The following is a 13,198-nucleotide window of genomic DNA, read 5'->3' on the forward strand; positions in this document are numbered from 1 at the left end:
GATGTAGAGGTCCGCGCCGCCGCGGGCAACCGCGCCGTGACGCCGCTCCCCGCTCTTGATCCTCGGGATGACCCTGGATTGACCGGCGCGTTGAAGTGACCGGCGGACCTGCTACTTTGGGCCGTATGACGGGGCGTTCCGATCCGACCGATGATGATGCGGACGCCGCCTCTCGCCGCCCGTAGCGGCTGGCGGATGCGCGGGCTCGCTTCGGCGAACTCGTCCGGCGCGTGCGCAGCGAGGGACCGCAGCACGTGACGGTGCGGGCGCAAGAGGAGGTCGTCGTCATCTCCGCCGAGGAGTTCCGCCGCCTGAAGAACGGGGCGACGGGGGCGGCGTTGGTCGCAGCTTTTCAGGCCTCGCCCTATCGCGAGGTGGAGATCGAACCGGAACGTCTGCCGATGCCCGTGCGCGACCCGGTGTTGTGAATTCTTAGGCCGGAGCGCAGCTCCCGGCCGAAAGGTGACGGGCGGCCACAGGAGGATCCTCCTGCGGCCGCCGGCGCATTCGCTTACCGCAGAGAGCCGCAGAAGCGCTGGATGCGGCGGCAGGCCTCCTCCAGGGTCTTGTTGGAGGTGGCGTAGGAGATGCGCAGGTTCGGGCCGAGGCCGAAGGCCGAGCCGTGGACCGCGGCGACGCCCTCGGCCTGCAGCAGCTCGGTGACGAAATCCTCGTCCGAGCCGATGGTCTTGCCCGTCTCGGTGGTCTTGCCGATCAGGTCGGCGCAGGACGGGTAGACGTAGAACGCGCCCTCTGGCGTCGGGCACTTGAGGCCGTTCGACTGGTTCAGCATCGAGACCACGAGGTCGCGCCGCTCCTGGAACGCCGCCTTGAAGCGGGCGAGGTGCTCCTGCGTGCCGTCCAGCGCCGCCACCGCCGCCCATTGCGAGATCGAGGAGGCGCCGGAGGTCTGCTGGCCCTGCACGAAGTCCATCGCCTTGATGAGCGGCTCCGGGCCAGCGGCGTAGCCGATGCGCCAGCCGGTCATGGCGTAGGCCTTCGAGACGCCGTTCATGGTGAGCGTGCGCTCGTAGAGGCCGGGCTCGACCTGGGCCGGGGTGACGAACTCGAAGTCGCCGTAGGTCAGGTGCTCGTACATGTCGTCGGTGAGCACCCAGACCTGCGGATGGCGCATCAGCACGTCGGTGATCTTCTTCATCTCGTCGCGGGTGTAGGCGGCGCCCGAGGGGTTCGACGGCGAGTTGAGGATGATCCACTTGGTCTTCCCCGTGATGACGCGCTCGAGCTCCTCCGGCTGGAGTTTGAAATCGTGCGCCATGTCGGTGTCGGCGAAGACCGGGGTGCCGCCGCACAGGATCACCATCTCCGGGTAGGACACCCAGTAGGGACGCGGGATCACCACCTCGTCGCCGGGGTTCAGCGTGGCCAGCAGCGCGTTGTAGATGACGTGCTTGCCGCCGGTGCCGACGATGGTCTGCGAGACCTTGTAGTCGAGCCCGTTCTCGCGCTTGAACTTCTTGACGATCGCCTCGCGCAGCGGGTTGATGCCGGAGACGGGCGGGTACTTGGTCTCGCCGCGGCGGATCGCGTCGATCGCCGCCTCCTTGATGTGGTCGGGCGTGTCGAAATCCGGCTCGCCGACCGAGAGGCTGATGACGTCGACGCCGGAGGCTTTGAGCTCTCGTGCCTTCTGGGTCATCGCGATGGTCGCGGACGGCTTAACCCGCGAGAGGGCGTCGGCGAGAAAGCCCATGGGAGATCTCCGAAAGGTCTTCGAGTGTCGGGCGGCCCGGACGATGATCCGGGCATCGCGGCCCTCGTAATCATGCGCCGGGGCACGGGCAAGCGCGGCGAGCGAAAGGCGACGTCCCGGTCCCGTTTCTGCGCGGCGGTTTCGCGGGCTCCGGCACCCCCTGCCGCCCGGCCTGCAATTTTTCTCAAGCTGGAACGAAGAGTTTTTCAGGCGTACGCCGGCAAGGTTTTCGGGTATTGTCGCAGACGAGACGTGCAGTTTATTGCAGTGCGACAGCATACTGATGCACTGCAATGATAAGTGCATGCAGAATTCAGGCGGCCCTAAGCGGATGGAATCTGTCCGATCCTGCGGGGCCGGGCAACGATGATCCGGGCGGAAGCGGCGAGAGGCGGACCCTACCGCCCGGCCGGGCCAGGCAAGCGGAGGACGGCGGGACCTATGAAGAAGAACAAGGTCATCACGGCCGAGGAGGCGATCGCCCTCATCCGCGAGAACGATGTCCTGACGACCACGGGTTTCGTCCAGAGCTGCATCCCGGAAGCGTTGCACGCCGCCCTTGAGAAGCGCTTCGTCGAGACCGGCTCGCCCCGCGGCCTCACCCTGATCATGACCGCGGGCGCAGGCGACTCGAAGGGGCTCGGCACCGGCCGGCTGCACCATGACGGGCTGCTCTCGCGGGTCATCGCCGCCAATTTCGGGCGCATGCCGAAGGTGGCGCAGGCCGCCCAGGCCAACCGCATCCGCGGCTACAACCTGCCCCAGGGCGTGATCTCGCAGCTCTACCGCGCCTGCGCCGCCGGCCAGCCGGGCCTGTTCTCGAAGGTGGGCCTGAAGACCTACGTCGATCCGCGCCACGGCGGCGCCAAGGTCAACGAGCTCACGACGGAGGACATCGTCAAGCTCGTCGAGGTCGATGGCGAGGAGTGGCTGTTCTACACCGCCACCAAGATCGACGTGGCCTTCATCCGCGCCACCTCCGCCGACCCGTCGGGCAACCTCTCCTTCGAGAAGGAGGCGCTGACCCTCGACTGCCTCGCCCAGGCCATGGCCGCGCGCAACAACGGCGGCATCGTCATCGCCCAGGTCGAGCGCATCGTCGATGACGGCTACCTGCTGCCGAAGGACGTGCGGGTGCCCGGCATCCTCGTCGACGGCGTCGTGGTCGCCGAGCCCGAGATGCACCGCATGAATTACGGCGTGATGTACGACGCCGCGCTCGCCGGCGAGATCCGCGTCCCCGTCACCGGCATCAAGCGGATGGCGCTCAACGAGCGCAAGATCATCGCCCGGCGCGCCGCCTTCGAACTGCCGCCCAACGGCGTGGTCAACCTCGGCGTCGGCGCGCCCGAGGGCATCTCCTCCGTGGCGAACGAGGAGAAGATCACCCCCTACATCACGCTCACCACGGAGGCCGGCGCGGTCGGCGGCGTCCTGGCCTCGGGGTCGAGCTTCGGCGCCGCGACGAATGCCGACTGCATCATCGACCAGAACCAGATGTTCGACTTCTACGACGGCGGCGGTCTCGACATGACCTGCCTCGGCATGGCCGAGTGCGACGCGGCCGGCAACGTCAACACCTCGAAGTTCGGGGGCAAGCTCAACGGCTGCGGCGGCTTCATCAACATCTCGCAGAACGCCCGCTCGGTCGTCTTCGCCGGCACCTTCACCGCGGGCGGCCTGGAGATCGCCGTCCAGGACGGGCAGGTGAAGATCGTCCAGGAAGGCCGGGCCCGGAAGTTCGTTGCGGAAGTCCAGCAGAACACCTTCTCCGGCCCCTACGCGGTCGAGCGCTCGCAGCCCGTGATCTACGTGACCGAGCGCTGCGTCTTCCAGCTCACCAAGGAGGGGCTCGAACTGATCGAGGTGGCGCCGGGCATCGACATCGAGCGCGACATCCTCGCCCACATGGATTTCACCCCCGTGGTGCGCAATCCGGTGAGCATGGACGCGCGCATCTTCCGCGACGAGCCGATGGATCTGATCTCGGACCTGCTCAACCTGGATCTGAAGTCGCGCGTCAGCCTGGATGCCGAGCGCAACATCCTCTTCATCAACCTGGAGGGCTGGTACTGCCGGGTGAAGAGCGACATGGACGAGCTGCGCATGACCATCGTCGAGGCCTGCCGCAAGGCCGGCCAGCGGGTCAACGCGGTGATCAACCACGACGGCTTCCGGCTCAACGAGAACCTCTACGACGATTACGCCGGGATGATTCAGTATCTCCAGGCGAACTACTACGCGACGACGACCCGCTACGCGACGAGCGCCTTCCTGCGCCTGAAGATGGAGGAGGCCCTGACCAAGCGCGGCGTCGCCCCCCACGTCTTCGAGCGCAAGGAGGAGGCCCAGGCCTTCCTCGGCTCGACCGAGGACAAGAAGGCCCGGAAGATGATCTCGCCGGCGGTGGCTTCGGCGGCGTGAGCCGCCGGGCCGGCTATCGCCGTTCGGGCGGGACGGACCCTGGTTCCGCTCCCGCCTGAAGCGCCCGCGCCCGCCACGCGGTGAGCAGCGCCGCGAGATCGTCGGGATCGAGCCCGAACGTGTCCGAGAGGGCCGCGTTGCGGCCGACCAGCGTGCGGTTCAGGCGGGCGAGCCGCGTGTCGCCCGTGGTCGTATCGTCGAACACTACCATGCGTGTCGACGAACCTGCGACGGTGGCCGTCGTGAAGCCGTCGGCGTCGGACCACGACAGGCGTTTCACCCGCCACCCGTCGCCTATCAAAAGGCCGCCGCCGTCGAGCTGGAGCGAGGTTCCCCGGACGGCGATGAAGAGCAGCAGGGGAGCGCCGCCGAGAAACAGGACGACGCCCGGCCACACCAGGATCTGCATCAGCAGCGGAAGCTGTTCGGCCAGCAGCATCTGAAGTCCGACGCCGCCGAGGGCGGCTGTGCCGGCGCTGAAGAACAGGTGCTTCCTGGCCGCTCCGCGCAGAACCACGGGGCCCGGATAGCATGCGAGCAGTATCTCGGGCGGGCGCCGCTCCGTCTCGAGCAGGTTGGGCCAAAGCTGCCATGCGAAGACCGCCGCGCAGACGCCGAAGAAAATGACACCGCCGGAGCCGATATCGGCTCCGGCGATGATCATCCCGGCACCGATGGCCACGAACGCGAGGCTGACGGTCAGACCGAAGAGTGCGCGGCGTGATGGGCCGGATCGGGTTGGGATGCGCGGGCCCATCTCACTCCACCATCGCGGCCAAGGTTGCGCCCCGACATCGAGCTGATCTGGCGCTCGGCAGGCATTGCGGGCAGTCTTAGGGTGATCGTACGGCGTCTACCACACCTCTTGAGTGCTTATCGACAGATATTGCACGTCATGGATGTTGGAAGAGAGCCCGGCACGGCACAGGCAAAAGATCGGGTGAGCCGCGGAACCGCCGATGCACATGGCCGGTCATCACCCGTCACGCTGCCTTGCCATCCGCCTGCGTCTCTGCTAACGCCCCGCCCATCCCACACGCGGAGCCGGCCTCATGCCTGAATGAGGCGTTTCCGGTGGCCGGCCGATCGGCCGGCTGCTTCCTCCGCGGCGGTATCAACCGGAGAGAACAAAAGTCATGGCCGTCGATTTCTCTATGCGCCAGCTCCTCGAGGCCGGCGCCCATTTCGGGCACCAGTCGCACCGCTGGAACCCGAAGATGCAGCCCTACATCTTCGGCACCCGTAACAACATCCACATCATCGACCTCGCCCAGACGGTGCCGGCGCTGCACGCCGCCCTCCAGGCGGTGAGCGACACGGTCGCCCGCGGCGGCCGCGTGCTGTTCGTCGGCACCAAGCGCCAGGCGGCGGACGCCATCGCCGAGGCCGCCAAGCGGTCGGCCCAGTACTACGTCAACTCCCGCTGGCTCGGCGGCATGCTGACCAACTGGAAGACCATCTCCGGCTCGATCCAGCGCCTGCGCAAGGTGGACGAGACGCTCGAGGGCGGGGCCGTCGGCCTCACCAAGAAGGAGCGCCTCATGCTGACCCGCGAGAAGGAGAAGCTCGAGAAGGCGCTCGGCGGCATCAAGGACATGGGCGGCGTGCCCGACCTCCTGTTCGTGATCGACACCAACAAGGAGCAGCTCGCGATCAAGGAGGCCCAGCGCCTCGGCATCCCGGTCGCCGCCATCGTCGACACGAACTGCAACCCGGACGGCATCTCCTACATCGTCCCGGCCAACGACGACGCCGGCCGCGCCATCGCGCTGTACTGCGACCTGATCGCCCGCGCGGCGATCGAGGGCATCGGCCGCGGCCAGGGCGCGCTCGGCATCGATGTCGGCGCCTCCGAGGAGCCCACCGCCGAGGAGCTGCCGGCCAACGACGACGTCGTGGCCTCGGTGGCCTCCGACGCGATCGCTCCGGCCGACGTCGCGGCGCTCGCCGAGTCGACCGAGCATTTCGAGCAGCTCGCCGCCCCCCGCGGCGCGCCCGACGACCTGACCAAGCTGAACGGCGTCGGCCCGCAGCTCGTGCAGAAGCTCAACGATGCCGGCGTGTGGCACTACTGGCAGATCGCCGCCATGCAGCCCGACGACGTCGCCAAGCTCGACGCCGACCTGAAGCTCAACGGCCGCATCGCCCGCGACGGCTGGATCGAGCAGTCCCGCGCCTTCGTCGAGGCCGCCGCGGCGTAAGTTGCAACGCTCGCCGCCGGGATCTTCGGCCCGGCGGCCCGACCGTCATCTTTCTGCAAAGCCCGGTGCTTTCAACGAGCGCCGGGCTCATTCACTTCAAGACCTGCACTTCAAGACCCGCACTTCAGCCGCAAGAGGATCGCCATGGCCAACATCACCGCCGCACTCGTGAAGGAGCTTCGCGAAAAGACCGGCGCCGGCATGATGGATTGCAAGGGCGCGCTCAACGAGACCGACGGCGACCTCGAGGCCGCGGTGGACTGGCTGCGCAAGAAGGGTCTCGCCAAGGCCGCCAAGAAGGCCGGCCGCGTCGCGGCGGAGGGCCTCGTCGCCGCCGAGTCCGCCGGCCGGCACGCCGCGATCGTCGAGGTGAATTCCGAGACCGACTTCGTCGCCCGCAACGACAGCTTCCAGGCGTTCGCCCGCGAGGCCGCCAAGCTCGCGCTGAACACCGACGGCACCCTCGAAGGCCTCCAGGCCGCGACCTTCCCCGGCTCGTCCGAGACGGTCCAGGAGAAGCTCTCGAACCTCATCGCCACCATCGGCGAGAACATGACCCTGCGCCGCGTCGCCAAGCTCGAAGTCGGCAAGGGCGTGATCGCGTCCTACGTCCACGGCCAGATCAGCGAGGGGCTGGGCAAGATCGGCGTGCTCGTCGCGCTGGAATCCGAGGGCGACGTCGAGTTCCTCTCGACCCTGGGCCGCCAGATCGCCATGCACATCGCCGCGACGAGCCCGGTGGCGCTCGATGCCTCCGGCGTCGATCCGGCCGTGGTCGAGCGCGAGTCGAACATCCTGCGCGAGAAGAACGCCGGCAAGCCGGACCACGTGATGGCCAAGATCGTCGAGAGCGGCCTGAGGAGCTACTACAAGGAGGTCACCCTCCTGGAGCAGCCCTTCGTCCACGACGGCTCCAAGACCATCACCCAGGTGCTCAAGGAGGCCGCGGGCAAGGCCGGCGGCGAGGTCACGATCAAGGGCTTCATCCGCTACGCGCTGGGCGAGGGCATCGAGAAGGACGACGGCCCGGACTTCGCCGCCGAAGTCGCGAGCATGTCGCGCTGAGGCGCGCCGCGCCGAAACGGATGACGGTTCGGCGTCAGGGAGCGCGGCAAAGGACGGGATGAGGGCCGGTCGCGGCGCGCATCATCACCGATCCTCACAGGTCACCCGGCGGGGGGCGGCGGCAGCGATGCCGCCGCCCCTCGACGTTTCGGCCCTCGTGTTGTTAGAAGCCGCGGCGCTATCAGCCCGAGCCGACGAGGATCCGATGCCGGAGACGACGCCCTACCGCCGAGTCCTCGTGAAGCTGTCCGGGGAGGCTCTGGCCGCCCCCGACGGATACTGGCTCCATCCGCCGATGCTGGCGGCGCTCGCCGAGGACATCGCCGCCACGGTCTCCCGCGGGATCCAGATCGCGCTCGTCGTCGGCGGCGGCAACCTGATCCGCGGCGCGCGCATCTCGCAGGCGGGCTGGATCGACCGGGCGACCGGCGACTCGCTCGGCATGATGGCGACCGTGATGAACTCGCTCGCCATCGAGACGGCGCTCAACGCCGCGGGCGTGCAGGCGCGCACCATGTCGGCGGTCTCGATGCCGACGATCTGCGAGACCTATGCCCGCCAGCCGGCGCTGCACCATCTCGACAAGGGCCAGGTGGTGGTGCTCGCGGGCGGCACCGGCAACCCGTACTTCACCACCGACACCGCCGCGGTGCTGCGCGCCGCGGAGCTGCGCTGCGACGCCGTGCTGAAGGCGACCCAGGTGGACGGCGTCTACTCCGCCGACCCGAAGCGCGATCCGGAGGCGGTCCGCTACGATTCGATCACCCACGACGAGGCCATCGCCCGCGATCTCAAGGTGATGGACACCGCCGCCTTCGCGCTCGCCCGCGAGAGCCGGCTCACCATCGTGGTGGGCTCGGTGCACGCGCCGAGCTCGGTCACCGCGATCCTGACGGGCGCCTCGGTCTCGACCCGCGTGGTGCCGTAGGAGGCCTTTCAGCTCCTACCCCATCCCGCCCGATCGCTTCGGCCGCCGTCGCTCCGCTCCTCCCCCTTGTGGGGAGGAGGCAGGAGGTCGGGGTGATTCAGGATGAGGCGGAGCGGTGCCTACTGCACCATCCCCACCCCGAACCCCTGCCGCACGGCGGGGCGAGGGGGGCCTTGCGACATCGCTCGGGCGGAACGATCACCGCGGCGAGACCGCCGCGGCTCGGCATGGCAGCGAAACAGAATCAGCCGCCCTTGTGGGCCTTCTCGCGCTCGATGCCTTCGAGGATGAGCCGCTGGGCCTCCGCCTTGTCGCCCCAGCGCACGACTTTCACCCACTTGCCGGGTTCGAGGTCCTTGTAGTGCTCGAAGAAGTGCTGGATCTGGCTGACGGTGATCTCGGGCAGGTCGGTATAGTTCTCGATCCGGTTGTAGCGCTGGGTCAGCTTGCGCGAGGGCACGGCGATGATCTTCTCGTCCTCGCCGCCGTCGTCCTCCATCACCAGCACGCCGACCGGGCGCACGGAGATGATCGCGCCCGGGATGATGGCGCGGGTGTTGGCCACCAGCACGTCGCAGGGGTCGCCGTCGCCGGAACGGGTATGGGGGATGAAGCCGTAATTCCCCGGATAGAACATCGGCGTGTAGAGGAACCGGTCGACGACGAGGGTGCCGGCATCCTTGTCCATCTCGTACTTGATCGGCTCGCCGCCGAGCGGAACCTCGACGATGACGTTGACGTCCTCCGGCGGGTTCTTGCCGATCGAGATGGCGTTGATGTCCATGGGCCTGAGCTCTCTGAAGGTCCGGCCGTCGGACGCATCGCTTCGTCCGGCGGGTGCATCGTGCGGGCCGGCTCACGATGCCGCACCCATCGAGCGATGTCTTAGATTGTGCGGGCGGGAATTGAAATCGTTCCTCCGGCCAAGTTGCCTCCGGGCCGTCATCCCGCGGCGGAAAACGCTGTTTTGCACCGCACGATTTGGCTCGGCCCCGCGCTCGATCCCTGATCAAGTGAACAGGTAGGCGACCTTCGGCAGGCAGATGCCGGAGACGCGCTCGATCGATTCCGGTCCGGCCACGCCGCCGAGGGACTGGTAGAAGCCGCAGGCGCGGGGATTGTCGGCCAGCGCCCAGACGCCGATGCGGGTGAGCCCGCGGTCGATCAGGTCGTTGCGCACGGCCCGGAACAGGCGGGTGCCGAGCCCGAGGCCCTGGAACTCCGGGGCGATGTAGAGTTCGTCGATCTCGCCGTCGGCCCGCAGGGTGCGGTCCCGCGCCCGGCCGTAGGCGGCGTAGCCCGCGACCTGCTCGCCGAAGGCGATGACGGCCATGCCCCGTCCCCCGCCGATCATGGCGCGCCACGTCTCCGGTCCGCGGCGGGCCAGGAAGCGCTCCAGGGCGACCCCCGGGATGATCCCCTGATAGGCCTCGCGCCACGCGGCATCGAACACCGCCGAGAGGCCGGCCGCGTCCGCGGCGCGGGCGCGGCGCAGGCTCACCGTGTTCGTTGTCATCGCGGGCTCCGATCGCAAGCGGGCACCGCATGATGCTGGCAAAGGGACCGGTTCGGCAACGGCCGGAAACGGCATCCGTATGGTCGAAGCGATGCCGTATCGGCAGGGCCGCGCGGCGCCGGGGCGGCGCGCGAAATCCGCGTCGCGAGGCCGTCGATCGGATTTCGCCCGAAACGGTGCGCGTTGTCGCCCGAATCGCGGGCTGTTAGAGGAACGCTCCGACAGGCCGCGCGCAGCAATCCGTGTTCAATCGCTTCCTTCCCCCCGAGACGCGCTACGCGCGGCGCATGGCCCGCATCGCGAAGTTCGAGCGGCCGATCGACGGCTCCGTCTCCCGGGCGAAAGCCTGGGCGAACATGCTGCTCGTCGATCACGGGATCTTCCGCCTCGCCTATCTCAACCGGCACCGGATCGGCACCGGGCTGGTCTGGCGCTCGGCCCAGCCGACGCCGCACCAGCTCGCATGGTTCAAGCGCCAGGGCGTGCGCACGATCGTGTCGTTGCGCGGCGGGCGCGAGCACGGCTCCTGGCCCCTGCAGCGCGAGGCCTGCGAGCGGCAGGGGCTGACGCTCGTCGAGTTCGTGCTGCGCTCCCGCGAGGCGCCCTCCCGCGAGACCCTGCTCGCGGCCCGCGACTTCTTCGCCGGCCTCGACTATCCGGCGGTGATGCACTGCAAGTCGGGGGCGGACCGGGCGGGGCTCGCCGCCACCCTGTTCCTGATCCTGCACGAGGGCCGGCCGGTGCGCGAGGCCCTGCGCCAGCTCTCGCCGCGCTACGGCCATTTCCGCTTCGCCAAGACCGGGATCCTGGACGCCTTCTTCGCGACCTATCTCCGCGAGGGCGAGGCGCGCGGCCAGAGCTTCCTGGACTGGGTCGAGCACAGCTACGACCCGCAGGAGGTGACGCGGAACTTCCGCGCCGGCTTCTGGTCCGACATCGTCGTCGACCGGCTGCTGCGGCGCGAGTAGGCGCCGCCTTGGCCCTCAGGCTTCCCCGGCTGATCCGGGCCGTCCCGCGACCGTGGATCGCCCGGCGCGACCCCGAAGGGAGCGGCCTGCACGGTCCTCGGATCGCGGTGATCGGCAATTGCCAGGCGAAGGGCGTGGCGGAGGCCGTGCGCATCCTCCTGCCGGGCGCGCGGGTGCGGCTGATCCCGATGAGCACCCTAGGCCGGCGCGCGGGCGGCCTCGACGCCTTCGCGGCCACGCTCGGGGACTGCGACCACGTCTTCTGCCAGCCTTTCCCGGCGGAGTTCTTTCCCGAGGGCGGCTCGGAGGCTCTGCGCGCGCGGCTGCCGCGGATGCGGCTGTTTCCCGCGATCGTCTTCACCGCCTTCCACCCGGACGCGGTCTATGTCGGCGACCTCGCCTCGGTGGCGCGGGTGAAGCTGGTGCCGTCGCCGCTCGGCACCTACCATTCGGCGATCACCCTGTTCGGCTTCCTCCAGGGGCTCCCGCGGGAACGGATCGTCGGGCTGTTCCGCGAGGACGTGTTTTCGCGGCTCGGCTATCTCGACGCCTGGGATCTCGCTGCCGCGGACCTGATCGCGTCGAGCCGGGCGATCGGCTTCGACCTCTCGGGCGAACTGCTGCGCTGGTCGCGGGGCGGCCTGTTCATGCACAACATCAACCATCCGCGCCTCAGCGTCCTCGGTGACATCGCCGCGCGGCTGCTGCGCGAGGCGGGGCTCGCGCCGCGCTCGGTGGCGGTCGAGGCCTACGCGCCGGACGCTCTGCTGGACGACCCGATCTGGCCGGTCTATCCGCCGGTGGCGACCCTCTACGGCGTGGCCGGCTCCACGGTCTTCAAGCGTCGGCAGCGCCGGGGCGCGGCGCCCGAGACGCTGAGCCTCGACGCCTTCGTCGCGGAGAGCCTCGCGATCTATCGCGATCAGCCGCGGGAGAGCCTGACCTGCCACCGGGTCGAGCATTGGCGCGGCCTGCCGGACGTCCGGGCGCTGTTCGAGAGCTGAGGCCTCCCCGTCAGGGGTTTCCAAAGGGCAAGCCCTTTGGCGGGTCTCAGGGCAGAGCCCTGAACCTCATTCCCCCTCCGCCTCGTCCTTCCCGCCACGCTCGGCGAGGCGCGCCAGCGTCGTCATCTCGCGGAACCACGTCCGCACGGGCTTGGCCGGCGTGCCGCCCCAGCGCGAGCCCGGCGGCACGTCGCGGTTGACGTTGGAGGAGCCGGCGATCTGCGAGCCCATGCCGATGCGCAGATGGCCGACGACGCCGACCTGGCCGCCGAGCACCACGTAATCCTCCAGCGTGGTCGAGCCGGAGATGCCGACACCGGAGACGATCACGCAGTGGCGGCCGATCACCACGTTGTGGGCGATCTGGACGAGGTTATCGATCTTGGTGCCCTCGCCGATCACCGTGTCGCGCGAGGCGCCGCGGTCGATGGTGGTGTTGGCGCCGATCTCGACATCGTCCTGGATGATGACGCGGCCGACCTGCGGCACCTTGAGGTGGCCGCCCGGGCCCATGGCGAAGCCGAACCCGTCCTGGCCGATGCGGGCGCCGGGATGGACGATGACGCGGTTGCCGACCAGCGCGTGGGTCAGGGTCGCCCCGGCGCCGACGGAGCAGTCGCGGCCGACCCGCACGTTGGGGCCGATCACGGCGTTGGGGCCGAGCACCGTGCCGGAGCCGATCTCGGCACCGGGGCCGACGACGGCGCCGGGATCGATCCGCACCCCGTCCTCGAGCCGCGCCTGCGGGTGGACATGGGCGCCGGGGGAGACCCCGCTTGCGGCGAACAGCGAGCCCGGCCGCATCGCCTCCTCGTAGAGCCGGGCCAGCAGTCCGGCATAGGCGCGGTAGGGATCGCGGGTGACGAGGGCGATCGTGCCGGACGGGACGCGCGGAGCGAAGCGCGGCGAGACGAGGCAGGCCAGCGCCCGCGTTCCGGTCAGCGCCTCGCCGTAGCGGGCGTTGTCCATGTAGGCGAGCTCGGTCGGCCCCGCGGTTTCGAGGGGGGCGGCCCCGGTCACCGCCCGCGCCGGGTCGGCGCCCTCCGGGAGCGGCACGCCGCAGGCCTCGGCGGCCGCGCCGAGGGTCAGGCCGCCTCTCGGCGCGATGAAGACGGGATCTGACATGAGGTTCGCTGGTGCCGGCAGGGGAGGGGTCCGACCGCCGCTATAGCGTTCTTCGCCGGAAGGAGCACCCGCCCGGGGCGGAACGCGGGGGCGGGGCAACGCAAAAGAGCCGTGGGGGGCCGGGGGGGGGGGGGGGGCGGGGGGGGGCGGGGGGGCGGGGGGGGGGGGGGGGGGGGGGGGGGGGGGGGGGGGGGGGGGGGGGGGGGCGGGGGGGGGGGGGGGGGGGGGGGGGGGGGGGGGGGGGGGGGGGGGG

Annotated in this window: 12 protein-coding genes; 7 read left to right on the forward strand and 5 right to left on the reverse strand. The window is 69.6% G+C overall.

Going from position 1 to position 13,198, the window contains the following annotated elements; all coding sequences use genetic code 11:
• The first annotated feature begins 188 nt into the window (after positions 1–188).
• The gene (locus ABS772_RS05210; RefSeq protein ID WP_350392792.1) at positions 189–428 is read left to right on the forward strand and encodes a type II toxin-antitoxin system prevent-host-death family antitoxin; all 240 of its coding nucleotides are present in this window, start codon (positions 189–191) and stop codon (positions 426–428) included.
• A gap of 83 nt (positions 429–511) precedes the next feature.
• Here the strand turns inward: ABS772_RS05210 and ABS772_RS05215 are convergent, their stop codons facing one another.
• Complete coding sequence (locus tag ABS772_RS05215) at positions 512–1,714, reverse strand: pyridoxal phosphate-dependent aminotransferase (protein ID WP_350392773.1); 1,203 nt, start codon at positions 1,712–1,714, stop codon at positions 512–514.
• A gap of 441 nt (positions 1,715–2,155) precedes the next feature.
• Here ABS772_RS05215 and ABS772_RS05220 point away from each other — a divergent pair, with 441 nt between their 5' ends.
• A complete protein-coding gene (locus tag ABS772_RS05220; RefSeq protein WP_350392775.1) occupies positions 2,156–4,138 on the forward strand; it encodes an acyl CoA:acetate/3-ketoacid CoA transferase in 1,983 nt (660 codons plus the stop codon).
• Between the two features lie 13 nt (positions 4,139–4,151).
• Here the strand turns inward: ABS772_RS05220 and ABS772_RS05225 are convergent, their stop codons facing one another.
• Positions 4,152–4,895 (reverse strand): hypothetical protein, encoded by a 744-nt coding sequence (locus ABS772_RS05225; RefSeq protein ID WP_350392776.1) that lies wholly within the window; start codon positions 4,893–4,895, stop codon positions 4,152–4,154.
• 379 nt (positions 4,896–5,274) lie between these two features.
• Here ABS772_RS05225 and ABS772_RS05230 point away from each other — a divergent pair, with 379 nt between their 5' ends.
• The 3 genes from ABS772_RS05230 to pyrH all read left to right on the forward strand — a co-directional run bounded on the left by ABS772_RS05230 (position 5,275) and on the right by pyrH (position 8,332).
• Positions 5,275–6,339 (forward strand): 30S ribosomal protein S2, encoded by a 1,065-nt coding sequence (locus ABS772_RS05230; RefSeq protein ID WP_238255581.1) that lies wholly within the window; start codon positions 5,275–5,277, stop codon positions 6,337–6,339.
• Positions 6,340–6,483: 144 nt separating this feature from the next.
• A complete protein-coding gene (tsf, locus tag ABS772_RS05235; protein ID WP_350392779.1) occupies positions 6,484–7,404 on the forward strand; it encodes a translation elongation factor Ts in 921 nt (306 codons plus the stop codon).
• A 205-nt stretch (positions 7,405–7,609) separates the two neighbouring features.
• Positions 7,610–8,332, forward strand: coding sequence for a UMP kinase (gene pyrH, locus ABS772_RS05240; RefSeq protein WP_238255583.1), 723 nt, complete (start codon positions 7,610–7,612; stop codon positions 8,330–8,332).
• A gap of 244 nt (positions 8,333–8,576) precedes the next feature.
• On the opposite strand, the gene ppa is transcribed toward pyrH, so the two are convergent.
• The gene (gene ppa / locus ABS772_RS05245; RefSeq protein ID WP_238255294.1) at positions 8,577–9,116 is read right to left on the reverse strand and encodes an inorganic diphosphatase; all 540 of its coding nucleotides are present in this window, start codon (positions 9,114–9,116) and stop codon (positions 8,577–8,579) included.
• Positions 9,117–9,341: 225 nt separating this feature from the next.
• Positions 9,342–9,848: a GNAT family N-acetyltransferase gene (locus ABS772_RS05250; protein WP_350392782.1), complete on the reverse strand. Its 507-nt coding sequence runs from the start codon at positions 9,846–9,848 to the stop codon at positions 9,342–9,344.
• Positions 9,849–10,090: 242 nt separating this feature from the next.
• On the opposite strand from ABS772_RS05250, the gene ABS772_RS05255 reads away from it, so the two are divergent.
• Together ABS772_RS05255 and ABS772_RS05260 are read left to right on the forward strand one after the other, a co-directional pair.
• Positions 10,091–10,816, forward strand: a complete 726-nt coding sequence (locus ABS772_RS05255; protein WP_238255292.1) for a fused DSP-PTPase phosphatase/NAD kinase-like protein — start codon at positions 10,091–10,093, stop codon at positions 10,814–10,816.
• A gap of 8 nt (positions 10,817–10,824) precedes the next feature.
• On the forward strand, positions 10,825–11,820 hold the full coding sequence (locus ABS772_RS05260) for a WcbI family polysaccharide biosynthesis putative acetyltransferase (protein WP_350392784.1): 996 nt from the start codon (positions 10,825–10,827) through the stop codon (positions 11,818–11,820).
• A 66-nt stretch (positions 11,821–11,886) separates the two neighbouring features.
• Here ABS772_RS05260 and lpxD read toward each other — a convergent pair whose 3' ends face one another.
• Entirely contained in the window at positions 11,887–12,945 is a 1,059-nt protein-coding gene (lpxD, locus tag ABS772_RS05265; RefSeq protein WP_350392786.1) for a UDP-3-O-(3-hydroxymyristoyl)glucosamine N-acyltransferase, read from the reverse strand.
• Between the last annotated feature and the right edge of the window lie 253 nt (positions 12,946–13,198).

It is taken from the genome of Methylorubrum podarium, assembly GCF_040270385.1.
Taxonomy (GTDB): Bacteria; Pseudomonadota; Alphaproteobacteria; order Rhizobiales; family Beijerinckiaceae; genus Methylobacterium; species Methylobacterium podarium.

Bases quoted from the DNA above. Each gene is read 5' to 3' on its own strand.
- ABS772_RS05215 (WP_350392773.1), bottom strand. From the start codon at position 1,714: ATGGGCTTTCTCGCCGACGCCCTCTCGCGGGTTAAGCCGTCCGCGACC.
- ABS772_RS05220 (WP_350392775.1), top strand. From the start codon at position 2,156: ATGAAGAAGAACAAGGTCATCACGGCCGAGGAGGCGATCGCCCTCATC.
- ABS772_RS05225 (WP_350392776.1), bottom strand. From the start codon at position 4,895: ATGGGCCCGCGCATCCCAACCCGATCCGGCCCATCACGCCGCGCACTC.
- ABS772_RS05230 (WP_238255581.1), top strand. From the start codon at position 5,275: ATGGCCGTCGATTTCTCTATGCGCCAGCTCCTCGAGGCCGGCGCCCAT.
- tsf (WP_350392779.1), top strand. From the start codon at position 6,484: ATGGCCAACATCACCGCCGCACTCGTGAAGGAGCTTCGCGAAAAGACC.
- pyrH (WP_238255583.1), top strand. From the start codon at position 7,610: ATGCCGGAGACGACGCCCTACCGCCGAGTCCTCGTGAAGCTGTCCGGG.
- ppa (WP_238255294.1), bottom strand. From the start codon at position 9,116: ATGGACATCAACGCCATCTCGATCGGCAAGAACCCGCCGGAGGACGTC.
- ABS772_RS05250 (WP_350392782.1), bottom strand. From the start codon at position 9,848: ATGACAACGAACACGGTGAGCCTGCGCCGCGCCCGCGCCGCGGACGCG.
- lpxD (WP_350392786.1), bottom strand. From the start codon at position 12,945: ATGTCAGATCCCGTCTTCATCGCGCCGAGAGGCGGCCTGACCCTCGGC.